The sequence below is a fragment of the Pseudomonas onubensis genome (genome assembly GCF_965653655.1).
Classification (GTDB): domain Bacteria; phylum Pseudomonadota; class Gammaproteobacteria; order Pseudomonadales; family Pseudomonadaceae; genus Aquipseudomonas.
On sequence record NZ_CBFHAZ010000105.1, the window covers coordinates 1 to 22,720 of the forward strand.

At 61.7% G+C, this 22,720-nt stretch carries 21 protein-coding genes and 1 riboswitch; of the genes, 6 read left to right on the forward strand and 15 right to left on the reverse strand.

Going from position 1 to position 22,720, the window contains the following annotated elements; translation table 11 throughout:
- The first annotated feature begins 407 nt into the window (after window positions 1–407).
- Entirely contained in the window at window positions 408–3,878 is a 3,471-nt protein-coding gene (locus tag ACTD9P_RS24605; protein ID WP_438869735.1) for a hybrid sensor histidine kinase/response regulator, read from the forward strand.
- A gap of 61 nt (window positions 3,879–3,939) precedes the next feature.
- Here the strand turns inward: ACTD9P_RS24605 and ACTD9P_RS24610 are convergent, their stop codons facing one another.
- Together ACTD9P_RS24610 and ACTD9P_RS24615 are read right to left on the reverse strand one after the other, a co-directional pair.
- On the reverse strand, window positions 3,940–5,304 hold the full coding sequence (locus tag ACTD9P_RS24610; RefSeq protein WP_178112725.1) for a DNA recombination protein RmuC: 1,365 nt from the start codon (window positions 5,302–5,304) through the stop codon (window positions 3,940–3,942).
- Window positions 5,305–5,479: 175 nt separating this feature from the next.
- On the reverse strand, window positions 5,480–5,803 hold the full coding sequence (locus tag ACTD9P_RS24615) for an SEL1-like repeat protein (protein WP_438869736.1): 324 nt from the start codon (window positions 5,801–5,803) through the stop codon (window positions 5,480–5,482).
- Between the two features lie 460 nt (window positions 5,804–6,263).
- On the opposite strand from ACTD9P_RS24615, the gene ACTD9P_RS24620 reads away from it, so the two are divergent.
- The 4 genes from ACTD9P_RS24620 (at window position 6,264) to ACTD9P_RS24635 (ending at window position 9,415) form a co-directional block, all read left to right on the forward strand.
- Window positions 6,264–6,569, forward strand: coding sequence for a hypothetical protein (locus ACTD9P_RS24620; RefSeq protein WP_438869737.1), 306 nt, complete (start codon window positions 6,264–6,266; stop codon window positions 6,567–6,569).
- A 441-nt stretch (window positions 6,570–7,010) separates the two neighbouring features.
- The gene (locus tag ACTD9P_RS24625; protein WP_016972449.1) at window positions 7,011–7,235 is read left to right on the forward strand and encodes a hypothetical protein; all 225 of its coding nucleotides are present in this window, start codon (window positions 7,011–7,013) and stop codon (window positions 7,233–7,235) included.
- A gap of 276 nt (window positions 7,236–7,511) precedes the next feature.
- Window positions 7,512–7,994, forward strand: coding sequence for a hypothetical protein (locus tag ACTD9P_RS24630; RefSeq protein WP_438869738.1), 483 nt, complete (start codon window positions 7,512–7,514; stop codon window positions 7,992–7,994).
- Between the two features lie 146 nt (window positions 7,995–8,140).
- Window positions 8,141–9,415, forward strand: coding sequence for an OmpP1/FadL family transporter (locus ACTD9P_RS24635; protein ID WP_438869739.1), 1,275 nt, complete (start codon window positions 8,141–8,143; stop codon window positions 9,413–9,415).
- An 87-nt stretch (window positions 9,416–9,502) separates the two neighbouring features.
- On the opposite strand, the gene ACTD9P_RS24640 is transcribed toward ACTD9P_RS24635, so the two are convergent.
- The 13 genes from ACTD9P_RS24640 to cobO all read right to left on the reverse strand — a co-directional run bounded on the left by ACTD9P_RS24640 (window position 9,503) and on the right by cobO (window position 20,897).
- Window positions 9,503–10,051 (reverse strand): glutathione peroxidase, encoded by a 549-nt coding sequence (locus ACTD9P_RS24640; RefSeq protein WP_438869740.1) that lies wholly within the window; start codon window positions 10,049–10,051, stop codon window positions 9,503–9,505.
- A 149-nt stretch (window positions 10,052–10,200) separates the two neighbouring features.
- Window positions 10,201–11,400, reverse strand: coding sequence for an MFS transporter (locus ACTD9P_RS24645; protein ID WP_438869750.1), 1,200 nt, complete (start codon window positions 11,398–11,400; stop codon window positions 10,201–10,203).
- 64 nt (window positions 11,401–11,464) lie between these two features.
- The gene (locus ACTD9P_RS24650) at window positions 11,465–11,869 is read right to left on the reverse strand and encodes a MarR family winged helix-turn-helix transcriptional regulator (RefSeq protein ID WP_138814459.1); all 405 of its coding nucleotides are present in this window, start codon (window positions 11,867–11,869) and stop codon (window positions 11,465–11,467) included.
- 42 nt (window positions 11,870–11,911) lie between these two features.
- On the reverse strand, window positions 11,912–12,640 hold the full coding sequence (locus ACTD9P_RS24655) for an adenosylcobinamide-GDP ribazoletransferase (RefSeq protein WP_438869742.1): 729 nt from the start codon (window positions 12,638–12,640) through the stop codon (window positions 11,912–11,914).
- 2 nt (window positions 12,641–12,642) lie between these two features.
- On the reverse strand, window positions 12,643–13,218 hold the full coding sequence (gene cobC / locus ACTD9P_RS24660) for an alpha-ribazole phosphatase family protein (RefSeq protein ID WP_438869743.1): 576 nt from the start codon (window positions 13,216–13,218) through the stop codon (window positions 12,643–12,645).
- Entirely contained in the window at window positions 13,215–14,270 is a 1,056-nt protein-coding gene (gene cobT / locus ACTD9P_RS24665; RefSeq protein ID WP_438869744.1) for a nicotinate-nucleotide--dimethylbenzimidazole phosphoribosyltransferase, read from the reverse strand. The genes cobC and cobT overlap by 4 nt, the downstream gene beginning before the upstream one ends.
- Window positions 14,267–14,788, reverse strand: coding sequence for a bifunctional adenosylcobinamide kinase/adenosylcobinamide-phosphate guanylyltransferase (cobU, locus tag ACTD9P_RS24670; RefSeq protein ID WP_438869745.1), 522 nt, complete (start codon window positions 14,786–14,788; stop codon window positions 14,267–14,269). Before cobU ends, cobT begins: the two co-directional genes overlap by 4 nt.
- Before the next feature lie 136 nt (window positions 14,789–14,924).
- Window positions 14,925–16,376: a cobyric acid synthase gene (locus ACTD9P_RS24675; RefSeq protein WP_438869746.1), complete on the reverse strand. Its 1,452-nt coding sequence runs from the start codon at window positions 16,374–16,376 to the stop codon at window positions 14,925–14,927.
- On the reverse strand, window positions 16,373–17,362 hold the full coding sequence (cobD, locus tag ACTD9P_RS24680; protein ID WP_438869747.1) for a threonine-phosphate decarboxylase CobD: 990 nt from the start codon (window positions 17,360–17,362) through the stop codon (window positions 16,373–16,375). The genes ACTD9P_RS24675 and cobD overlap by 4 nt, the downstream gene beginning before the upstream one ends.
- On the reverse strand, window positions 17,355–18,263 hold the full coding sequence (gene cbiB, locus ACTD9P_RS24685; protein WP_170039158.1) for an adenosylcobinamide-phosphate synthase CbiB: 909 nt from the start codon (window positions 18,261–18,263) through the stop codon (window positions 17,355–17,357). Before cbiB ends, cobD begins: the two co-directional genes overlap by 8 nt.
- Entirely contained in the window at window positions 18,260–18,910 is a 651-nt protein-coding gene (gene bluB / locus ACTD9P_RS24690) for a 5,6-dimethylbenzimidazole synthase (RefSeq protein ID WP_138814452.1), read from the reverse strand. The genes cbiB and bluB overlap by 4 nt, the downstream gene beginning before the upstream one ends.
- On the reverse strand, window positions 18,907–20,289 hold the full coding sequence (locus tag ACTD9P_RS24695) for a cobyrinic acid a,c-diamide synthase CobB (protein ID WP_438869748.1): 1,383 nt from the start codon (window positions 20,287–20,289) through the stop codon (window positions 18,907–18,909). Before ACTD9P_RS24695 ends, bluB begins: the two co-directional genes overlap by 4 nt.
- Entirely contained in the window at window positions 20,286–20,897 is a 612-nt protein-coding gene (cobO, locus tag ACTD9P_RS24700) for a cob(I)yrinic acid a,c-diamide adenosyltransferase (RefSeq protein ID WP_106576411.1), read from the reverse strand. Before cobO ends, ACTD9P_RS24695 begins: the two co-directional genes overlap by 4 nt.
- Before the next feature lie 79 nt (window positions 20,898–20,976).
- Window positions 20,977–21,225, reverse strand: a riboswitch (cobalamin riboswitch).
- A 99-nt stretch (window positions 21,226–21,324) separates the two neighbouring features.
- Here cobO and ACTD9P_RS24705 point away from each other — a divergent pair.
- Window positions 21,325–22,638 carry a PQQ-dependent sugar dehydrogenase gene (locus tag ACTD9P_RS24705; protein WP_438869749.1) on the forward strand — a complete coding sequence of 438 codons (1,314 nt, stop codon included), beginning with the start codon at window positions 21,325–21,327 and terminating at the stop codon, window positions 22,636–22,638.
- The last annotated feature ends 82 nt before the right edge of the window (window positions 22,639–22,720 follow it).

The window sequence follows — 22,720 nt, forward strand, 5'->3', positions numbered from 1 at the left end:
TGGCTCTGCTGTTGCTGTTGCTCCGGCTCTTACATCCTTTTCGATGACGAAGTCAGCGGTCTTTTGATCTGCGCTTTTGATCGTGATCTTGATCTGAAATCGCCCCGTCAAACACGATGGCCGGAATCTGACAGTGATTTGGGGGCATGCCGAGCCATAGCGAGGCACCGAGTGTTGGGGCGAAGACTTTTTGGTTACTTTTGTCTGGGCCGGCATTCCGGTCTTTACAAAAGTGACCCGCTGCAAGAGCGGAACCATAAGCCGCCGTTACCGCAGCAACGGATATACACCCCGCCACGCCAAGCCCCCCTCACACGACCTTGGTCGACACTGACTAACCCCCGGCATCATGCGAGACTGTCCCACCGGGTTCGGAATGCCCGGGTGTTCTTATGCTCGGAGTTACCATGACGCTGTCCAGCGGGCTGATCGCCGCCGTTGCCCTGGCCTATATGGCCATTATGTTCGCCATCGCCTTTTACGGGGATCGCCGCCACGCGCCGCTGCCGCCACGCATGCGTGCCTGGGTATACAGCCTGTCGCTGGCCGTTTACTGCACCAGTTGGACCTTCTTCGGCGCCGTAGGCCAGGCCGCCGAGCAACTGTGGGCGTTTTTACCGATCTACCTGGGACCTGTTCTGCTGCTGGTGCTGGCACCCTGGGTGCTGCAAAAGATGATCCTGATCAGCAAGCAGGAAAACATCACCTCCATTGCCGACTTTATCGCCGCACGCTACGGCAAATCCCAATCGTTGGCGGTGGTGGTGGCGCTGATTTGCCTGGTCGGCGTGCTGCCCTATATCGCCCTGCAACTCAAAGGCATCGTGCTGGGCGTGAACCTGTTGATCGGCTCCGGCCCCGACACCACCGGCACCCGCGCCCAGGACACCGCGTTGATCGTGTCGCTGGTATTGGCGCTGTTCACCATTGTGTTCGGTACCCGCAACCTCGATGCTACCGAACACCACCGTGGCATGGTGCTGGCCATTGCGTTTGAATCCCTGGTCAAGCTGTTTGCCTTTCTGGCGGTCGGCGCATTCGTGACCTTCGGCCTGTACGACGGTTTTGGCGACCTGTTCAGCCAGGCCATGCTCGCCCCGCGCCTGGAGGAATACTGGACAGAAACCATCAACTGGCCATCGATGGTGGTGCAGACCGGCGTAGCGATGATGGCGATCATCTGCCTGCCCCGGCAGTTTCACGTCACCGTGGTGGAGAACATCGACCCGCAGGATTTGCGCCTGGCCAAGTGGGTGTTCCCCGCGTACCTGATCCTCGCCGCGCTGTTCGTCATCCCTATCGCCCTCGGCGGCAAAATGCTCTTGCCCGCCTCAGTATTGCCGGATTCCTACGTGATCAGCCTGCCCATGGCCGAAGCGCACCCGGCGCTCGCCGTGCTGGCGTTTATCGGCGGCGCCTCGGCGGCGACCGGCATGGTGATTGTGGCGAGCATTGCCTTGTCGACCATGGTCTCCAACGACATGTTGCTGCCTTGGCTGTTGCGCCGCTCCAGCGCTGAACGGCCGTTCGAAGTATTCCGCCACTGGATGCTGTCGGTGCGCCGCGTGAGCATTGTGATCATCCTGTTGCTGGCCTACGTGAGTTACCGCCTGCTCGGCTCCAGCGCGAGCCTGGCGACCATCGGCCAGATCGCGTTCGCCGCCGTTACCCAACTGGCGCCCGCGATGCTTGGCGCGCTGTATTGGAAGCAGGCCAACCGACGCGGTGTGTTTGCCGGTTTGGCAGCGGGCACTTTCCTGTGGTTCTACACCTTGGTCCTACCGGTGACAGCGAAAAGCCTGGGTTGGTCGTTGAGCCTTTTCCCCGGCCTGACGTGGATGCATTCGCACCCCTTTGGTTTCACCGTCACCTCGTTGACCTTGGGCACTGTGTTTTCCCTGGCGGGCAACTTCACGCTGTTTGTGTGGGTGTCGATGCTGTCGCGCACACGGGTGTCCGAGCATTGGCAGGCCGGACGCTTTATCGGCCAGGAAATCAGCCAACGCGCGAATGCGCGCTCGATGCTGTCGGTGCAGATCAGCGACCTGCTCAGCCTCGCGGCACGTTTTGTCGGCGAGGAACGCGCCCAGCAGAGCTTTATCCGTTTCGCCTATCGCCAAGGCAAAGGCTTCAACCCCAACCAGAACGCCGATAACGAATGGATCGCCCACACCGAACGCTTGCTGGCCGGTGTGCTCGGCGCCTCTTCGACACGCGCAGTGGTAAAAGCCGCGATTGAAGGTCGGGAGATGCAGCTGGAGGACGTAGTACGCATCGCCGACGAAGCCTCCGAGGTGTTGCAGTTCAACCGCGCGTTGCTGCAAGGCGCGATCGAAAACATCACTCAGGGCATCAGTGTGGTCGACCAGTCCCTCAAGCTGGTGGCCTGGAACCGCCGCTATCTGGAACTGTTCAACTACCCTGAAGGCCTGATCAGCGTGGGTCGGCCGATTGCCGACATCATTCGCTACAACGCCGAGCGCGGCCTGTGCGGGCCGGGTGAGGCCCAAGTGCACGTAGCGCGCCGCCTGCACTGGATGCGCCAAGGTCGCGCGCACACCTCCGAACGGTTATTCCCGAATGGCCGCGTGATTGAGCTGATCGGCAACCCGATGCCCGGCGGTGGGTTTGTTATGAGCTTTACCGACATCACCGCGTTCCGGGAGGCCGAGCAGGCGCTGACCGAGGCCAACGAAGGCCTTGAGCAACGGGTGACCGAGCGCACCCATGAGCTGTCCCAGCTCAATGTCGCATTGACCGACGCCAAGGGCGTGGCCGAATCTGCCAGCCAGTCGAAGACCCGCTTCCTTGCCGCTGTCAGTCACGACCTGATGCAACCCTTGAATGCCGCGCGCCTGTTCTCGGCTGCCCTCTCCCACCAGCACGACGGTTTGTCCTCCGAGGCCCGGCAATTGGTGCAGCACTTGGACAGCTCGCTGCGCTCGGCCGAAGACTTGATCAGCGATTTGCTGGATATCTCACGCCTGGAAAACGGCAAGATCAACCCGCAGCGCCAACCCTTTGTGCTCAACGAGCTGTTCGACACCCTCGGCGCCGAATTCAAGGCGCTGGCTCAGGAGCAGGGCCTGCGTTTCCGCCTGCGCGGCAGCCGGTTGCGGGTGGACAGCGACATCAAGTTGCTCAGGCGGATTCTGCAGAATTTTCTCACCAATGCGTTCCGCTATGCCGACGGCCCCGTGCTGCTGGGCGTGCGCAGGCGCAAGGGCGAACTGTGCCTGGAAGTGTGGGACCGTGGCCCTGGCATTCCGCTGGATAAACAGAAGGTCATCTTCGAAGAGTTCAAGCGCCTGGACAGCCACCAGACTCGCGCCGAGAAAGGCCTGGGCCTGGGCTTGGCCATCGCTGACGGCCTGTGCCGCGTGCTCGGGCATACGTTGAGCGTGCGCTCGTGGCCGGGCCAAGGCAGCGTGTTCAGCGTGCGCGTGCCGCTGGCGCGCAACCAGGCCAGCCCGCAGGTCAAGATCGCGCCAGACAATGGGCAGCCATTAAGCGGCGCGCAGGTGCTGTGCGTGGATAACGAGGAAAGCATCCTGATCGGCATGCGCAGCCTGCTGACGCGCTGGGGCTGCGAGGTGTGGACCGCCACCGACCAGGCGCAATGCGCGGCACTGCTGGCTGAAGGTGTGCGACCACAGTTGGCGCTGGTGGATTACCACCTGGACCACGGCGAGACTGGCACGGAGCTGATGGGCTGGCTGCGGGCGCAGTTGGCGGAGCCGATTCCCGGGGTGGTGATCAGCGCCGATGGACGGCCTGAGATGGTCGCCGAGGTGCATGCAGCGGGGTTGGATTACTTGGCCAAACCGGTGAAACCGGCGGCGTTGCGGGCGTTGTTGAGTCGGCATTTGCCGCTTTAAACAGCGTGTACTCGGTACCCTGAGGGAGCCGGCAAGCCAGCTCCCACATTTTGGATTGCATTTACTCGGGTAAATGCGCCACGCCGTCTGAATCGGTCATCGCGCGTTCGAGCAAATCCGCCGGCAGGCTTTTGCTCGCACGCGCGCCCAGCAAGCGCAATTGCTCGGTACGGCTAACCAGATTCCCACGCCCGTCTGTGAGCTTGTTACGCGCCGCGCTGTAAGCCTTATCCAACTGTTGCAGACGGTTGCCCACTTCATCCAGGTCCTGGATGAACAGCACGAATTTGTCATACAGCCAGCCGGCCCGTTCGGCAATTTCCCGCGCGTTCTGGCTCTGACGCTCTTGCTTCCACAGGCTGTCGATCACCCGCAGGGTCGCGAGCAAGGTGGTGGGGCTGACAATCACGATATGGCGGTCGAACGCCTCCTGGAACAGGTTCGGCTCAGCCTGCAAAGCCGCGGAAAAAGCCGCCTCTATGGGCACGAACAGCAACACGAAATCCAGGCTGTGCAGGCCTTCCAGGCGCTTGTAATCCTTGCCGGCCAAGCCTTTGACGTGGTTACGCAGGGACAGTACATGCTGCTTGAGGGCCGCCTGGCCAATCACCTCATCATCTGCCGCCACATATTGCTGATACGCCGTGAGGCTGACCTTGGAGTCGACCACCACCTGCTTGTCGCCCGGCAACATGATCAGCACGTCCGGCTGGAAGCGCTCGCCGTCCGGCCCTTTTAGGCTCACCTGGGTCTGGTACTCGCGGCCCTTTTCCAGCCCGGCATGTTCCAGCACCCGCTCGAGAATCAGTTCACCCCAGTTGCCCTGGGTTTTCTGGCCCTTGAGGGCACGGGTCAGGTTGGTGGCTTCGTCCGACAGGCGCAGGTTCAATTGCTGCAGACGCTCAAGCTCTTTGGCCAGGGAAAAACGCTCGCGGGCTTCGTTCTGATAGCTTTCTTCCACACGTTTTTCGAAGGACTGGATGCGCTCCTTCAGTGGGTCAAGCAATTGGCCCAGGCGTTCCTGGCTGGTTTCGGCGAAACGCTGCTCGCGCTCATCGAAGATTTTTCCGGCAAGCTCGGCAAACTGCGCGCGCAGCTCATCGCGCGAACCTTGCAAGTCGGTGAGGCGCTGTTGATGGCTGTCCTGTTGCTCGCGCAGTTCGGCGCGCAAGGCGGCTGACAGCGCATCGAGGCGGCGCAGCTCGGTTTCCTTGGCGCTGCGGTCGAGGTTCCAGGCGTGGGCGGCATCGCGGGCATTATCGCGGTCGATTTGCAGCAGTTCGACCTCGCGGCGCATGGCGGCCAGGTCAGCCTGTTTGGCGGCATTGGCCTGGCTGAGGTCGCTGATTTCATCGCGACTGGCGTCGAGTTGCGCGGCCAGCCCCTCCTGGGCCAGTTGCGCGGTCGCCAGGCGCTCTTCGAGCAGCTCCCAGCCGGTCATGCGCGCGCTCAGTCGTCGTTGAATCTGCCAGCACAGGGCCAATAAAGGCACTGCTGCACCCGCCAGACCCAAGGCAACACTGGTCCAGTCAAAAACCATAGCCATTTCTGCCATCACCGAAAAGGAGCAAGGTTAACCAAGCACGGGGCTTGAGGACAGCTCAGTCTTCGACCTGCCCCAACTCGCGCAGGGCGCGGCGGTCGCCGGCGCGGGCGGCCAGGCGCAGCAGGTCGTGGCCAATGCGGCGGTCGCGGGCATTGCCGCACTCGCGACACATCAACTGGCCCAGCCGGCTTTGGGCGGCGACTACGCCATCGCGGGCCGGCTGCTTGAGCAAGCGTCCGGCGAAGTGCTTGATGTTGGCGTTGTGCCCCAGTCGCGGGCTGTCGAGCAGCCACAAGGCAACTTTCAAGGAAAAGCGCTTGGGTGCGGTAACAGTTTGAGGGGTGTCGGTAACAGAGTGTGATACTGAGCGAAACTTCATAAAGCACTGTGGGACAGATTGGAAGGCGCGCCACTCTACTCTTTTTTTCGCGCAGGTAAAGCTGGAAAAATCCTACACGCCCGTTCTAGAGCAAGCGCTCGGGACAATCCACAGAAGCTGTGGATAACTCAGTGGACAACCTGCCTTGAACTCGCGCAAAGGCCCATGAAACGGGGGCCGCAGTCAAACTGACGATTTTTTCACCAATTAAAAAAAGTGATGTTTTTCATTGACTTAAATTTTCGTTGCAGGCTAACGACGGCGCTTCCGGGCAGTTGACAGAGGGGTTACACACCGCGCAACTAATGTGCACAAGTACCCACCCGCCGGTTTCATGACCGAGGTTTTTTGCTTCAACCTGTTCGAAAATGTTACCGACCTGCAGGAACAGAGTACTTTTCAAATCCGCCTCGGCTCGCCACACTCATGCCCCATCGACGTAACCCTCCTGTAGGCGCTGATGAAAGGAATCTTGTTGTTTGCCGTGTTGCTGCTCGCCATCTGCGCGACCTCACTGGGCATCAATGCAGCGCTGCCCTCGCCTGACGGTGCGTTATTCGCCATTGCCATCCTGTTATCGGCGGCCTTCACTGCCGTCAGCCTGTGCATCGAGCTGGGAGACAGCCGGATCAATGACATGCGCGACGTGATGAAGGTGATCGAGAGCGGCCACTCCTGGCGCCTGACCCTCGCCGCCTACGGGCTGGGTTGCTCACTGGCGGCGGCCGTGACGGTGCTGGTCTATCGTGGATTGCTCGGCGGCTGAAGAAATTTTTTTGCTCAACCGCTTCCCTTCCAGGTTTCGATCCGTTACTATCCGCGGCGTTAGTACCAAGCTGAAAGTCAATTCTGGTCGAACAACTCCCCTGAACAACACGGGACCGACCACCTCGATGGTTTCCAGGTATCACTTGCGACGACACTGCCTTTGAACATGCAAAGGGTGCCGCGAAGTCTCAATACTCTGACCGAACCAACCTGCAAATTGATCAGGATCTTCACCCTGGGCCCAGAACCTTTGCCCCTGTTGTGTTGCCTGCCCTCCTAAGTACCTACCTGCCAGCCCAAGCGCGCCAACTTAATAGCGCTTCAAACTGGCTGCTTTGTTCCAGTCGGGTTCTTCGTTTGATCAATGGTGATCAACGTTACTGGAACGTTTTAACGCTGCACGGTTCTTATCCGTGTCATTTGTAGGAACACCAATAATATGAACACTCAAATCCACACTCAGGATGCCATTCGCACCCTCACTAACGCTTTTGCACCAATGAACTGCCTGATCATGGCCGCTCGCAAAGGCTGCTTCAGCTTCACCCTGGTCAACGAACACGGCATCGCTCGTCACAGCGAACGCCTGTACCCCGATCAATACTCCAGCGCAGAACCGCTGCAGGCCGTGATCGAGCGTACCCGTCAGGCACTGACTGCCTGATCGACCCGAGTCGCTGAAACACAAAAACCCTGTTTAAAAAGCAGGGTTTTTTATTGCCTGAAATTCGTCATTGAAACATTTTGGCTAAGTTCAAATAGATATAAACGTTATAACTAAATGAAGAAGATGTTTTAAAAACAGTCCTTTACATCGTGAATATGACACTACACTTCAACTCAAGCGGCATGATCCGCTTGCGACGGGCCTGAGATCCGATTCACAGCTGCCAAGCCCCCTCTCAGGCACCGTCGACCACTTTCATGGAACGAGGCTTGTATGGGTATCGCCGCCAGCGAATTGTGTCGTTATGTGATCCGGCCGACGTTGATCTACCTCGGCCGCCATGACGCGACAGCCGAAGCCCTGCTGCTGGGCATTGCCGCCAGCCAGTCGGAACTCGGCTCGGCGCTGCACGACCGGCGTGGCCACGGCCTGTACAGCATCACCGAACCGCGCCACCGTGCCCTTTGGGACCACTACCTGGCGCGCGACCCCGAGCGCGCCAGCCTGGTACGCGGCCTGGCCAGTCAGCATGCATTCCTCAGTGCGCCGCAGCTTGAGCTGACCGTTAACCTGCGATATGCCACCGCCATTGCCTGGCTGCTGGTGGAGCAACACCGGCCTGCCCTGCCGGCGCCGGGCGATGTACTGGCGATGGCGCGTATCTGGAAAGAAATTTTTCACCCACAAGGTCGGCTGCGGGATTTTACCCAAGCCTGGCAAACCTGTGTTTCAGCCATGAATCAGGTCACTTGTTGATCAGGCGTTTTGCAAGGTTCGGCTAAAAACCTTGATTTTGGTCGGATTGTCCTACAAAACCGCTCTATCTCCTGCATTACAGCCTATAGCGCTAACCTAAATTTATTGTTACTTTCCGCAGCGGTGATCACCACGGAGTTCTAATAATGAAAAAAGTAATGCTCAAGACCACACTTAGCCTCGCCGTTGCAATGGCCTCCACCCAACTGTTTGCGAGCGGCTTTGCCCTCAACGAGCAAAGCATCAGTGGGATGGGTACTGGTTTTGCAGGGCGCTCTTCATCTGCCGATGATGCAAGTACTGTCGCTGGCAACCCTGCCGGCATGTCGCGCCTCAAGCGCGATCAAATCACTGCCGGTGTCGCAGCGATCGACGCCAAGACCGATATCAAAAACACCAGCGGCGGCCCACCCGGCAGCAGCAACGACGGCGACATGGTGCCTTTCACCAAAGTCCCGATGTTGTTTGCCGTGAAAAAAGCCACCGATGACCTGGCGTTCGGCCTGGGCGTATATGCGCCGTTCGGCCTGATCACCAATTACGAAGACAGCTTCGGCGGCCGTTACTACGGCAAGAAGAGTGACGTTAAAGTCGTCACCATCCAGCCGACTGTCAGCTACGCCTTCAACGAATACGTGTCCGTGGGTATCGGCCCGACGTTCAACAAGATCAGCGGCAACCTGACCTCGTCGACGCCGCTGGCGCAAACCTTTGGCCGCAATGATGGCCTGGTGGACATCAAGGGTGATGACACCGCGTGGGGCTACAAAGTCGGTATCCTGGTAACGCCATGGGCGAGCACCAACATCGGCCTGACGTACACCTCCAAGGTGTCCTACAACCTCACCGGTCACACCGATATTTCCGGCCTGGGCTTTGGTCCTTTCAACGGCGGGCGTTTTGACGCCAAGTTGAACATCACCACCCCGGAATCCTACGACATGTCCATCACCCACAAGCTGGATGACCAATGGACGTTGTATGCGGGTACCACATGGACCCGTTGGAGCCGCCTGAAAGAAATCACCGTCAACAACTCGGGCGTTTCGCCTGCACTGGGTGGCGCGGCTGGCCCAATCGGTCGCATCAACGAGCCACAGAACTGGCATGACACCTGGGCCTCAGCCATCGGTGCTTCGTTCCAAGTCAACAAACAGTGGGTACTGCGTACCGGCTTCTCGGTCGACCAATCGCCTACCAACAACACTGACCGTTCGGTGCGCATCCCGACTGGCGACCGTAAGGCCGTCAGTTTTGGTGCCGGCTTCAGCCCAACCGAAGACTGGACGATTGACGCTGCCGTCTCCTACCTGTGGGAAGAAGAAGTCAACGTCAACCGTACCGGCAAGGGCAACGCCTACAACGCCGAGTACAAAAACAGCGCTTGGGGTTACGGCCTGGGTGCGACGTACAAGTTCTGATTCGCCGCGAGCCTGACCGGCTCGCCAGTTGAATCAAAAAAGCCCCGCTCTCCTGCACAGGAGGCGGGGCTTTTTAATTCCCGACGTTCAGGGTTTGGAGGCCAATGCCGCTTCCACTGCCTTGATCAGGTCCGGGCTGTCCGGCTTGGTCAAACTGGAGAAGTTGGCAATGACTTTACCCTGGCGATCGACCACGTACTTGTAGAAATTCCACTTTGGCGCGCTGGTCTGCTGCGCCAGGACCTTGAACAGGTGGACCGCGTCCGGTCCTCTGACTTTTTGCGGCTCGGTCATGGTGAAGGTCACGCCGTAATTCACGTAGCAGACCTTGGCGGTCTCTTCGCCGGTCTTGGCTTCCTGCTTGAAGTCATCGGACGGCACACCAATCACTTCCAGGCCCTGGCCCTTATAGCGCTGGTACAAAGCTTCGAGGCCTTTGAACTGTGGCGCGAACCCGCAGAAGCTGGCGGTATTGACGATCACCAGGGGTTTGCCGGCGAAGCGCTGGCACAAATCGATGGATTCCTTGGCGCGCAGCTTGGGCAATTGGCCCTCAAGCAACGGCGGGCAATTGGCGGCAATGGCAACACTGCCAATGGCCATCAGGACGGGTACTGCAAGCCAGCGCATCTGCATGTCGTGAGTCCTTAACATTTCCAGACCACGAACTTAACAGATCGACATACCCAGTTGCATCAATGCCAGCCCGCCGCGCTGCCAGCCCCACCAGGCCAGCAGCATCAGCACGACCAGCGCCGCCACCGTCAAACACCGTGCCGTCACACTCATGCCGCCTCCATCTGCGCCTGCAAGCGCGCCACCGGCCGCTCGCGCACCGGCCAATTCAGCGCGGCGGCGAGCAGGCTGAGTAGAATCGCCACCTGCCAGATCAAATCGTAGTTGCCGGTTCGATCATAGACCACCCCGCCCAACCAACCGCCGAGGAACGACCCGAGTTGGTGGAACAGGAACACAATCCCACCGAGCATCGAGAGGTTTCGCACACCAAACAAGGTGGCGACGGTGCCGTTGGTCAGCGGCACCGTGGACAGCCACAAGAAGCCCATGGCCATGCCAAACAGGTAGGCGGTGATTTCGGTGACCGGCGCCCACAGGAACAACACGATGACCACTGCACGCAGCAGGTACAGGCCGGTGAGCAACCGAGGCTTGGACATGCGCCCGCCAAGCCAGCCGGCGGTGTAGGTGCCGAATACATTAAACAGACCGATCAAGGCCAGCACCGTAGTGCCCACCGTGGCCGGCAAATGCTGGTCGACCAGATACGCCGGCAGGTGCACACCGATAAACACCACCTGGAAACCGCAAACAAAAAAACCGAATGCCAGCAACCAGAAACCGGAATGGGAACAGGCTTCCTTCAAGGCATCGCGCAAGGTTTGCTGGCCAGTCACCACCGGCAGCGGCTTGTCCTTGAGCATCGCCACCAGCGGCAGAATCAGCGCCACCATCAGGCCCAGTGCCAACAGGGCGGCCGACCAGCCCAGCCAGCCGATCAAACCCAAGGTGCCGGGCACCATGGCGAACTGGCCGAAAGAGCCTGCGGCGCTGGCGATGCCCATGGCCATGCTGCGCTTTTCCGGCGGTACGGCGCGGCCCACCACGCCGAGAATCACCGAAAACGAGGTGCCCGACAGACCGATGCCAATCAGCAAGCCCGCACTCAGCGACAATGACCACGCCGAATCGGACATGCCCATCAATACCAAGCCCACGGCGTACAGTACACCGCCGACAAACACCGCTTTGGTCGCGCCAAAACGATCGGCCAGGGCGCCGGTAAACGGCTGCGCCAGGCCCCAGATCAGGTTCTGCAGGGCGATGGCAAAGGCAAACGTCTCGCGGCCCCAGCCAAATTCGTTGCTCATCGGCGCCAGGAACAGGCCAAAGCCATGCCGCACGCCCAAGGACAACGCCAGGATCAGCGCACTCCCTACAAGGATCCAACCACTGGTGCGCCACATCGAGGTCATGTTCTTATTCTCCGCTCGCGGGTATATACCCGCTTGTAATCGAACAAACCCGCGCTCAGGCGAGTTCATCCAGCAAGGCCAACAAGGTTTCGCGCTTTTCGGCGCCTAACTGATCAATCAATTTTTGCTGCGCCGCTTCCCACGCCGGCAACGCCGCAGCCAGCCGCTCTTCGCCGGCTGGCGTCAACAGCACCAGGCGGTTGCGCAGGTCATCGCCCTCGACCAACTGCACCAGGCCTTCGCCTTCGAGCACGCGCAGGTTGCGGCCCAAGGTGCTGCGATCCAGGCCCATGGCTTCGGCCAGGCTGGAAATACTCGGTTGGTCGAGACGCTGCAAGTTGCACAGCAGAGAATACTGGGCGACGTTGATCCCGAAGCCGTCGAGAGCGCCGTCGTAATGCCTGCTGACGCCACGGGCGGCACGTCGCAGGTTGGTGCATAAACATTGGGAGGCAAGCATGGAACGTGTATATACCCGCGATTAAGGAAATGCAAGAAAGTGTTACAGCGCCAAACCGACCAATACCGCGACTTCCAGCAGCTCCAGGAGCGCGCCAGCAGTGTCGCCCGTCGTGCCACCGAGCCGGTTGACCATCAATTGGCGCAGGCCGATAAAACACAGCGCCGCCAGCAAAACCGCAATGCCGCCGCTGAAACCGCCGATCAGGATGCAGGCAAGGCCACTGAGGATCAGCACCTGTTGGCCGACAACGCGCGGCAAATGGTCTGACAGCGCCTGGCCCAAACCACCTGCACGCACATAGCGCGTGGTAAGGAACAGCGCCAGCATCGATGCCCGCCCGATCAACGGCGCCAGGATCAATGCCGCACCGTTGTGTTGCTCAATCAATGCCACCAGCGCGGCGAACTTGAGCAATAGCACCAATCCCAGAGTAACCACTGCGATCGGCCCGCTGCGTGGGTCTTTCATGATGGTCAGGGTGCGCTCGCGGTCGCCGAAACCGCCGAGCCAGGCATCGGCGCTGTCCGCCAGGCCGTCCAGGTGCAAGCCACCGCTCAGCAATACCCACGCCGTCAGCAATAAGGCGGCATGCAGCAACAATGGCGCACCCATCAATACGCTGTTCAGCGCCCATAACAGCACGCCGAACAACAACCCGACCACGGGATAAAACAGCAGCGAACGCCCCAGCTCCTTAGGCTGCGGCATGCCCGGCAAACGAATCGGCAGGCTGCTGAGAAATTGCAGGGCAATCCAGAACGGCAGCATCGTCAGGTTCCCTCCTTCAATACGCCATCGGCAGCCACGTACAGGCTGAACAGCCCGCCATGGCCGACTTCGACATTCAATAACTGCTCGCGCGGCAAACCGCGCGCCTGCGCCAATAGCAGACGCATCACGCCACCGTGGCTGATCAGCAACACGCGCTCACCGGCATAGGCCTGATGCAAGCGTAAGATGGCGCCCAGGACACGGCGGGAAAAGTCGCTGACCGGCTCGCCCTCAGGTGGTGTGAAGCTGTAGGGGTCGGCCCAGAACAGGCCGAGCCCTTCAGCGTCGGTTTCCATCAGCGCCGCTGCGCTGTGCCCTTCCCAAGCGCCGAAGTGCAACTCCTGCAGATCTTTTTCCAAGGTCACCGGTATATCGAGGCGTGCGCCCAACTCTTGGGCGAACAGCGCGCAACGTTGCAACGGCGAGCTGATCAAGCGGTCCCAAGGCCGCTGCTCTGCCACGGCAGCGTGCATCTGCGCCCAGCCCTTGTCGGTCAGCGCATCGTCGAGGCTGCCACGCAGGCCGCCACCCAGCTCGGTCTCGCCGTGGCGCAGCAGGTCCAGGTGCAAGGTCATGCCGGGCGGTCTGCCACGGCCGCTTCGGTGAATGTCGCCATTTGCCCGTGCAGCGCACACGCCAGGCGCAGCAACGGCACCGCCAGCGCCGCACCACTGCCCTCGCCCAGGCGCAGACCGAGTTGCAGCAAGGGTTCGGCGTTGAGGTGCAGCAGGACGTGACGATGGCCCGGCTCGGCGCCACCGTGGCCGAACACCAGCCATTCGCGGCAGGCCGGGTTCAAGCGCGTGGCAACCAGTGCGGCGACGGTACAGATAAACCCGTCCACCAGCACGACGATGCCTGCTTGCGCGCAGGCCAGATAGGCACCGACCAGCGCGGCGATTTCAAACCCGCCGAGGTTGAACAGGGTGTGCAATGCGTCATCGCGCTGACTGGCATGCAGCGCCAGTGCGCGTTCGATGACTGCCACTTTGTGGCTGACGCCCTGGGCGTTCAAGCCGGTGCCCGGGCCTGTGAGGTCGCTGACCTTGCAGTCGAGCAACGCGCACGCCAAGGCACTGGCGGCGGTGGTATTACCGATGCCCATTTCGCCGCCGATAAACAGCTGGGCGCCGCTTTCCAATGCGCGACCCGCGCTGTCACGACCGGCTTGCAGTGCCAGACGGCCCTGAGCTTCGGTCATGGCCGGGCCGTTGACGAAATTGGCCGTGCCCGCGCCAATGTTCAGGTGACGCACACCGGGCAGGTTCAGCGATGGCGTCACCGTGCCGAGGTCGACCACTTCCAGCTGCGCATCCAACTGGCGCGCCAACACACTGATGGCTGCGCCGCCAGTGACGAAGTTGTGCAGCATCTGCCCGGTCACTTCCTGGGGAAACGCTGACACGCCTTCTGCGACGACGCCGTGGTCACCGGCAAAAATGGCGATCCACACCTGGTCAACCAACGGTTTGACCTGGCCTTGCAGACCGGCCAGTTGCACCGCCACCGCTTCCAATTGACCGAGCGAACCGGCCGGTTTGGTCAACTGCTGTTGGCGCGCCAGCGCTTGTTCGTGCGCCGCCGTGTCGACGGCCTTGCAGGGGTTGAGCCACCAGGTGTCAGTCATAACGCAGTACCTTTCAAAGTCAGGGGCAGGCCGGCAACCGTCAGGACAACACGCTGACACCGCTCGGCCAAGGCTTGATGCAGCCAACCGGCTTCATCCACATAGCGGCGAGTCAATTCGCCCAGCGGCACGACACCCATTCCGGTCTCGTTGCTGACAAAAATGATTTCACCTGGCAGTGCAGCCAGGGTTTGCAGCAATTGATCACGCTCCAGCGCCAGGCGCGCCGGGTCTTCGAGCATCAGCAGATTGGTGAGCCACAGGGTCAGGCAATCCACCAGCAAGCAGCGACCGACAGCGGCGTTTTCGCGCAGTACGCGGGCCAGTTCGATGGGTTCTTCAATCAGGCCCCAATGATCGGGACGCCGCTCACGGTGATGCGCGACACGTGCGCTCATCTCGCCATCCAACGGCTGGCTGGTGGCGATGTAGATGACGGGCAAGGTGCTGTCGCTGGCGAGCTTTTCGGCCAGGCGGCTCTTGCCGGAGCGGGCGCCGCCGAGGATTAGTTGATGCATGCGGTAGCACCTTGTTCGGCGGGTGGAGAGGCTGGGGTGTGCAGCAGCGAGTGGGGTGAGTCAGATAGGTATGCAGTGGCTGACCTGTCGCATTCGCGAGCAAGCCCGCTCCCACATTTGGACTGGGTGTACACCGTCAGAGCCCGCATAGCTTGCGCAACAACGCGGTATCCAGGTGGTTCTCCACCAGGTCCGCCAAACGCTCGATATCGCGCTCGCGCAAGGCGTGGTAATCCACCTCCTGTACGTCCTGCAACCCGGCCCAGCGCAACAAGGCGCTGCACGCGGCAGGGCTTTCGAACAGGCCGTGCAGGTAGGTGCCGAGGATCTGCCCGTCGGCACTCTGGGCGCCGTCACTGCGGCCATCATCCAGCTGCACGGCGGCGTTCGCCAGCGCTTCACCGCACGTCACGCCGGCGTGAATCTCATAACCACTGACCTCGGCATCTTCCAGCAACAAGCGCCCTCGCACATTACGCAGCTGCTTCTCTGCTTCCAGGGTCGTACTGAACGCCAGCAGCCCCAAACCTTCACTGGAGCCGGCCGGCCCTTCCAGCCCGAGCGGGTCATGCAGTTGCTCGCCGAGCATCTGCAAGCCGCCGCAAATCCCCAGCACTTTGCCGCCATAACGCAAGTGCCGAGCCACGGCAGTGTCCCAGCCGTTGGCGCGCAAATAGGCCAAGTCACTGCGCACGCTTTTGGAGCCCGGCAGGATAATCAGGTCGGCAGGCGGAATCGGTTGGCCCGGCCCCACAAACTGCAAATCCACCTGGGGATGCAGGCGCAGCGGGTCAAAGTCCGTGTGGTTGCTGATACGCGGCAACACCGGCACCACCACCTTGAGCACTTGGGCAGCCTTGTCGATCTGGCGCTGGTCGATGCCGTCTTCGGCTTCCAGGTGCAGGTCCATCACGTAGGGCAGCACGCCTACCACCGGCTTGCCGGTACGCGCTTCCAGCCAATCCAGGCCAGGCTGCAGCAAGGCGATATCGCCGCGAAAACGGTTGATGATAAAGCCCTTGACCCGCGCCTGTTCGGTCGGCGCAAGCAATTCCAGGGTGCCGACCAGGTGGGCGAACACCCCGCCGCGATTGATGTCGGCAATCAGCAGCACCGGGCAATCCACCGCTTCGGCAAAGCCCATATTGGCGATGTCATTGGCGCGCAGATTGATCTCCGCAGGCGACCCGGCGCCTTCCACCATCACCACCGGGTAGGCCGCGCTCAAGCGTGTGTGGGAGGCCAGCACCGCCTGCATCGCGATGGCTTTATAGTCGTGATAGGCCACGGCGTTCATGCTGGTCACGGCGCGGCCGTGAATGATGACTTGGGAGCCGGTGTCACTGTTGGGTTTGAGCAGCACCGGGTTCATGTCAGTGTGTGGCGCCAGGTTGGCGGCCTGGGCTTGCACCGCCTGGGCGCGGCCGATCTCGCCACCTTCAGCGGTCACGGCACTGTTGAGCGCCATGTTCTGCGGTTTGAACGGCGCCACTGCGATGCCCTGGCGCACCAGCCAGCGGCACAGCGCGGTCACCAGGGTACTTTTGCCCGCGTCGGAGGTGGTGCCTTGCACCATCAGCGTACTCATGTTGCTTCCTTGTAAGCGGCCAGGGCTTCGTCGAGTCGCAGCCAATCCGCCTCGGTATCGGGCAGGCCAAGGCGCAGGCTGCTGTCATGGACAAACAGGCGCAGCAGGATGCCGCGCTGGGCCATGAATTCATGCATGCGTTCGGCGTGCGGGGTGATCAGCCACTGGAACAACGCGCAGCCGCCGTAAGGTTGAAACCCGTGGCATTCGAGCAGGTCAAACAGGCGCTGCGCTGCTTCGACACAGCGCTCACGCTGGCGAACCTGCCCGGCCGTATCGCGCAGGCACACCTGGCCAAGCACGCGGGTCGGCCCGCTGACGGCCCAGGGACCCACCTGCTCGGCCAGCAGCCTGAGCAACCGGCGCTCGGCCAGCACAAAGCCCAGGCGCACACCGGCAAGGCCGAAGAACTTGCCGAACGAGCGCAATACAATCAGGCCGACATGGTGGGTGTGGCTGGCCAGGCTCAGTTGCGGCGTAACGTCCATGAACGCCTCGTCCACCACCAGCCAGCCGCCGCGCTGCGCCAGCCGCGCGTGCCAGTCCAGCAGGCGTTGCGGGCTCAGGCTCAGGCCGGTGGGGTTGTTGGGGTTGACCACCACCAGCACGTCGAGGCTGTCGAGAAAGAAGTCGACTTCCTGCTCCTGCACTTCGCGCACCACATAGCCGGCGCGGCGCCAGGCTTCGGCGTGCTCGGCATAACAAGGTGACAACACACCAACCTTGCCGGAACGACGCAGGCGCGGCAGCAGTTGAATCGCCGCCTGGGAGCCCGGCACCGGCAGCAGGTGGGCGGCGCCGTAATAGTCGCAGGCGGCCTTTTCCAGGCCGTCGTCGGTTTCGGGCAAACGCGCCCAGGCGCGCAGCGGGATCTCGGGGATCGGCCAGGGCCAGGGCGCGAGGCCGCTGGACAGGTCGAGCCAATCGGCCTCGGCAATCCCGTATTCAATCACCGCCTTACGCAGGCGCCCACCGTGCTCAAGCATACAATTGCGCCCCCGCGCAGAGGATCAACAGCCATAACCAAACGCCACGCTGCACCAGTTGCCAGCCACGGTCGATGGCGTCGGCATCGGCGGCCGGGCCTTCGCCCAACTGCGGGCGCTGATGCAGCTCGCCGTGATAAATCGCCGCGCCCCCCAGCTCGACGCCCAAGGCGCCCGCCCCGGCCGCCATCACCGGACCCGCGTTGGGACTGTCCCAGGTCGGGCCTTGGGTGCGCCAGCATCTGAGCGCCAAGCGAGTTTTGCCCAACACGGCGTAGGTCAGCGCCACCAGCCGTGCAGGAATATAGTTGAGTACATCGTCGATCCTGGCGGCTGCCCAGCCGAAGCGCTCGAAGCGTTCGTTGCGATAACCCCACATGGCATCCAGGGTGTTGCTCAGGCGGTACAACACCACGCCCGGCACACCGGCGACCACAAACCAGAACAGTGCGGCAAATACCGCGTCGCTGCCGTTCTCCAGCACGGATTCAGTGGCGGCGCGGGCGACTTCGGTGCTGTCCAGCTCGCTGGTCTGGCGGCTGACCAGATAACTCACACGTTTGCGCGCTTCATCCAGATCACCGCTGCGCAACGCCTGGGCAACCGGAATCACATGCTCACCCAGGCTGCGCATGCCGAGCGCCAGGTACAGCGCCAGAATTTCCAGGACCCAGCCGATATAGGGCGCCCAGGACAGCGCGGTGGCCAACAGCGTCAGCGGCACCACGGCGATAAACCATGCGGTCACGCCGTGGCTGCGCCAGCCACGGCCACCGGTGTTGAAACGTTGCTCGATGCGCCCGGCGAAATTGCCGAACGCCACCAGCGGATGCCAGCGCCTGGGTTCGCCCAGCAGCGCATCCAGCGCCACCGCAGCGACACACAGCAAGGCCACACTCATTGACTCACTCCCCACACATTCTCATACAACATGTCACTCAGCGGCCGTGGTTCGGTCCAGCCTTCGAGTTGCAACATCGGTGCCGGATAGAACTCGGCCACCGGGCCCAGGCACAACACGGCCAGGGGTTTGGCGCCGGGCGGCAGGCCCAGCAGGTCGGCCAGCGCCCGTGGCTCGAACATCGAGACCCAGCCCATGCCGATGCCCTCGACACGGGCGGCCAGCCAGAGGTTCTGGATCGCACAGGACAACGACGCCATGTCCATCTCCGGCAAGGTGCGCCGACCAAAGATGTGGCGCTCGCGATCGTCCATCAGCGCGGCCACCAAGACTTCGGCGCAGTCGTGGATACCTTCGACCTTGAGCTTCATGAACTCATCAGAGCGCTCGCCCAAGGCTTCGGCGGTGCGCACGCGTTCCTGTTCCACCAACTGCTGGATTTTTCCACGCAGTTGACGGTCGCTGATGCGGATAAACCGCCAGGGCTGCATCAGGCCGACGCTGGGCGCCTGGTGAGCGGCCTGGAGCAGGCGGTGCAGCAATTCGGGCGCGACCGTGCCGCCGGTGAAGTGGCGCATGTCGCGGCGTTCGGCAATGGCGCGGTAGACGGCGTCGCGGTCGGCTTGGGGGTATTGGTTGTCCGTCATGGCCTCTTCGCGAGCAAGCCCGCTCCCACATTTGGAATGCATTCTCCTGTGGGAGCGGGCTTGCTCGCGAAGGCGTTGCTCATGACAGGCGCAAAGAGTGCAGCCACCGCCGTTGGGTTAGACGGAAAATAAAAGTGCACATAAGAAGCCGTCATCCGCCCCTGCCGATACACCGCCTCCGCCCCGCGCCCGCCATTGGGGCTCAGGCCACGGGCAATCGGCTGCCATTCGGTGCTGGTCAGCGAATGATGATAGGTGTGACCGCGCAGCACACCTTCGGGCAACTCGACACTTTGCAGGGCCAGGGCCGCAAGTTTCTTTTGCATGACCGCATCGCCTTGCAGCAGGCCGACCAGTTCGGCACGGGTGCCGTGCACATCGGTGAGCGAATCCAGCAGGTAGAGCATGCCGCCACATTCCGCCAGCAGCGGTTTGCCTGCCGCATGATGGGCACGGATAGCCTCAAGCATCGGGGTGTTTTCGGACAGTGCCTGGTGATGCAATTCGGGGTAGCCGCCGGGCAGGTAGAGGCTGTCGGCGTCGGGCAATTGGTGATCGTGAATCGGCGAAAAAAACTTCAGCTCTGCGCCCATTGCCCGCAACAGGTCAAGACTGGCGCCGTAGGTAAAGGCGAAGGCTTCATCACGGGCCACCGCGATGCGCACACCGGCGAGCAGCGGCTCGGCTTCAATCACTTGCGGCGCGGCAAAGGTCACCGGTGGCGGCAGCGCGACTTCGCAACTGCTGCCCAGGGCTTGGGCGGCAGCGTCAAGGCGCACGTCGAGGTCATTGAGTTCACTGGCTTGCACCAGCCCCAAGTGCCGGCTCGGCAACTCAATACCGGTCTCACGGGACAACGCGCCATACCAGCGCAGGCCTTCAGTGAGGCTGCCTTCGAGCAGTTGCGCGTGACGCAAGGTGCCGACTCGATTGGCCAGCACGCCGGCGAACGGCAGGTCCGGCTGATAACGCGCCAGGCCCAGGGCCAACGCGCCGAAGGTCTGGGCCATGGCGGTGCCGTCGATCACGCCGAGCACCGGCACACCAAAGTGCCGCGCCAGGTCGGCGCTTGACGGTGTGCCGTCAAACAGCCCCATTACGCCTTCGATAAGAATAAGGTCAGCTTCGCCGGCTGCTTCCCACAGCAAGCGGCGGCTTTCCTGCTCACCGACCATCCACATGTCCAACTGATACACCGGCGCACCGCTGGCACGCTCGTGGATCATCGGGTCGAGAAAGTCCGGCCCGCATTTGAACACGCGCACCTTGCGCCCCAGGTTGCGGTGCAAGCGGGCGAGCGCGGCGGTGACGGTGGTTTTGCCCTGGCCGGACGCCGGAGCGGCGATCAATACGGCTGGGCAATGACGGGGCTGATTCAAAGTTCGACGCCCTTCTGTGCCTTGATACCGGCCTGGAACGCGTGTTTGAGCATGCCCATTTCGGTGACGGTGTCGCCCATTTCGATCAGTTCAGGCTTGGCGCCACGGCCGGTGACCACCACGTGCTGCATCGGCGGGCGAGCTTGCAGGTCACTGAGAACCTGGTCCAGATCGAGGTAGCCGTGCTTGAGGGCGATGTTCAGCTCGTCCAGCACCACCAGGCCGATGGACGGGTCTTGCAGCAATTGGCGGGAAACCGCCCAGGCAGCTTCGGCGGCGGCGATGTCGCGCTGGCGGTCCTGGGTTTCCCAGGTGAAGCCTTCGCCCATCACATGGAAGCGCACTTGCTCGGGGAAGCGCCGGAAGAACAGTTCCTCGCCGGTGCTGTTGCGCCCCTTGATGAACTGCACCACGCCGCACTGCATGCCGTGGCCCATGGCGCGGGCGAGCATGCCGAACGCCGAGCTGCTTTTGCCTTTACCGTTACCGGTCAGCACCAGCAGCAGGCCGCATTCGTTGGGGGAATTGGCGATACGCTCGTCGATCACGGCTTTTTTGCGCAGCATGCGCGCCAGGTGGCGTTCGTCGCGGTCGGGGGAATCAGTCATGGCAGCTCTCCGTTGGGGCTGGACAAAAACGGCGGGCAGGAAAAAGAAAAAACAGACAGCCAAGCATCGCCCACCGTGATGCTGTTGGATGATCCAGGCCGGTCTCCGGGCTCATGAGTGGCGCTCTGCTTAGCGCGAGCAGGCCAACGGTGCGCCTTCCCATATCACGCGGATACAGTGGCAAAAAGCACCGTTTTCACTCATTTACCGTTGCGGGGGCAGCGCCGGAATTGCGGCTGCGCTGTGTATAAGCGCGCTCACTCACCGGCTTCCCTGTTTCACTCTGTCGGCACATGGGCCACAGAGCACCTGGAACAAGCGGCGAAGGTTAGTGGGTTGGGGGTGGAGCGTCAATTAAAGCTGGCCTTGCACTTGAACCATCCGACTGCCGCGCTTCTCTACCTTTACAGGTATTAAGGAGAAAACCATGCACAAAACCAGACTCGCCTTACTGATCATGCTCGCTGGCACCCTCGCCGCCTGCGGTGAAAGCTCTACCTTGCAGGTCTCGGACGGCACCGGGCCATCGCCCAAATTGCCGGAGCCGAACAAAACCCTGATCCCCACCGTCAACATTGCCCCGGCGATCGGCTGGCCGGAAGGCGCCAAGCCGACAGCCGCCGCCGGCACTCAAGTGGCGGCGTTTGCCGAAGGCCTGGATCACCCGCGCTGGCTCTACGTGTTGCCCAATGGTGATGTGTTGGTCGCCGAAACCAATTCGCCACCCAAGCCGGATGACGCCACCGGCATTCGCGGCTGGGTGATGGAGAAAGTCATGGGCCGCGCTGGCGCGGGCGTGCCAAGCCCGAACCGCATCACACTGCTGCGCGACGCCGACCATGATGGTGTAGCCGAGACGCGCACGGTATTTCTGGAGAACCTCAACTCGCCGTTTGGCATGACGCTGGTGGGTAACGACCTGTACGTCGCCGACTCGGACAAGCTGCTGCGCTTCCCTTATCAGCCGGGCGAAACCGCGATCAAGGCAGCCGGCACCAAGGTGGTCGACCTGCCGGGTGGCAGCATCAACCACCACTGGACCAAAAACGTGGTGGCCAGCAAGGACGGCAGCAAGTTGTATGTGAGTGTCGGCTCCAACAGCAACGTCGGTGAGAACGGCCTGGCGGCGGAGGTAGGCCGCGCGGCGATCTGGGAGGTCGACCGCGCCACGGGCCAACACCGGATTTTCGCTTCCGGCCTGCGCAACCCCAATGGCATGGCCTGGGAACCGCAGAGCGGCAAGCTGTGGACGGCGGTCAACGAGCGCGATGAGATCGGCAGCGACCTGGTGCCGGATTACATCACCTCGGTCAAGGATGGCGCGTTTTATGGCTGGCCCTTCAGTTACTACGGCCAGCATGTGGACGTACGCGTCTCACCGCAAAACCTCGACCTGGTCGCCAAAGCCATCGCCCCGGACTATGCCGTTGGACCGCATACCGCTTCCCTGGGGCTGACGTTTGCCGAGGGCAGCAAACTCCCGGCGCAGTTCAGCAACGGCGCATTTATTGGCCAGCATGGTTCGTGGAACCGCAAACCGCACAGTGGCTACAAGGTGATCTTCGTGCCGTTCGAGGGTGGGCAACCCAAGGGGCAGCCGGTGGACGTGCTGACCGGGTTCCTCAATAAAGACGAGAAAGCCATGGGCCGGCCGGTGGGCGTGGTAATTGATCAGCAAGGGGATTTGCTGGTGGCCGATGATGTGGGGAATAAGGTGTGGAGGGTGTCGGCGGTTAAGTAGCCGATCTTGAGTCTGCCCCAGACAAAATGTGGGAGCGGGCTTGCTCGCGAAGGCGGTGGATCAGCCAACGAATCTGTTGACT

Bases quoted from the DNA above. Each gene is read 5' to 3' on its own strand.
- ACTD9P_RS24605 (WP_438869735.1), top strand. From the start codon at position 408: ATGACGCTGTCCAGCGGGCTGATCGCCGCCGTTGCCCTGGCCTATATG.
- ACTD9P_RS24615 (WP_438869736.1), bottom strand. From the start codon at position 5,803: ATGAAGTTTCGCTCAGTATCACACTCTGTTACCGACACCCCTCAAACT.
- ACTD9P_RS24620 (WP_438869737.1), top strand. From the start codon at position 6,264: ATGAAAGGAATCTTGTTGTTTGCCGTGTTGCTGCTCGCCATCTGCGCG.
- ACTD9P_RS24625 (WP_016972449.1), top strand. From the start codon at position 7,011: ATGAACACTCAAATCCACACTCAGGATGCCATTCGCACCCTCACTAAC.
- ACTD9P_RS24630 (WP_438869738.1), top strand. From the start codon at position 7,512: ATGGGTATCGCCGCCAGCGAATTGTGTCGTTATGTGATCCGGCCGACG.
- ACTD9P_RS24635 (WP_438869739.1), top strand. From the start codon at position 8,141: ATGAAAAAAGTAATGCTCAAGACCACACTTAGCCTCGCCGTTGCAATG.
- ACTD9P_RS24640 (WP_438869740.1), bottom strand. From the start codon at position 10,051: ATGCAGATGCGCTGGCTTGCAGTACCCGTCCTGATGGCCATTGGCAGT.
- ACTD9P_RS24645 (WP_438869750.1), bottom strand. From the start codon at position 11,400: ATGTGGCGCACCAGTGGTTGGATCCTTGTAGGGAGTGCGCTGATCCTG.
- ACTD9P_RS24650 (WP_138814459.1), bottom strand. From the start codon at position 11,869: ATGCTTGCCTCCCAATGTTTATGCACCAACCTGCGACGTGCCGCCCGT.
- ACTD9P_RS24655 (WP_438869742.1), bottom strand. From the start codon at position 12,640: ATGCTGCCGTTCTGGATTGCCCTGCAATTTCTCAGCAGCCTGCCGATT.
- cobC (WP_438869743.1), bottom strand. From the start codon at position 13,218: ATGACCTTGCACCTGGACCTGCTGCGCCACGGCGAGACCGAGCTGGGT.
- cobT (WP_438869744.1), bottom strand. From the start codon at position 14,270: ATGACTGACACCTGGTGGCTCAACCCCTGCAAGGCCGTCGACACGGCG.
- cobU (WP_438869745.1), bottom strand. From the start codon at position 14,788: ATGCATCAACTAATCCTCGGCGGCGCCCGCTCCGGCAAGAGCCGCCTG.
- ACTD9P_RS24675 (WP_438869746.1), bottom strand. From the start codon at position 16,376: ATGAGTACGCTGATGGTGCAAGGCACCACCTCCGACGCGGGCAAAAGT.
- cobD (WP_438869747.1), bottom strand. From the start codon at position 17,362: ATGCTTGAGCACGGTGGGCGCCTGCGTAAGGCGGTGATTGAATACGGG.
- cbiB (WP_170039158.1), bottom strand. From the start codon at position 18,263: ATGAGTGTGGCCTTGCTGTGTGTCGCTGCGGTGGCGCTGGATGCGCTG.
- bluB (WP_138814452.1), bottom strand. From the start codon at position 18,910: ATGACGGACAACCAATACCCCCAAGCCGACCGCGACGCCGTCTACCGC.
- cobO (WP_106576411.1), bottom strand. From the start codon at position 20,897: ATGACTGATTCCCCCGACCGCGACGAACGCCACCTGGCGCGCATGCTG.
- ACTD9P_RS24705 (WP_438869749.1), top strand. From the start codon at position 21,325: ATGCACAAAACCAGACTCGCCTTACTGATCATGCTCGCTGGCACCCTC.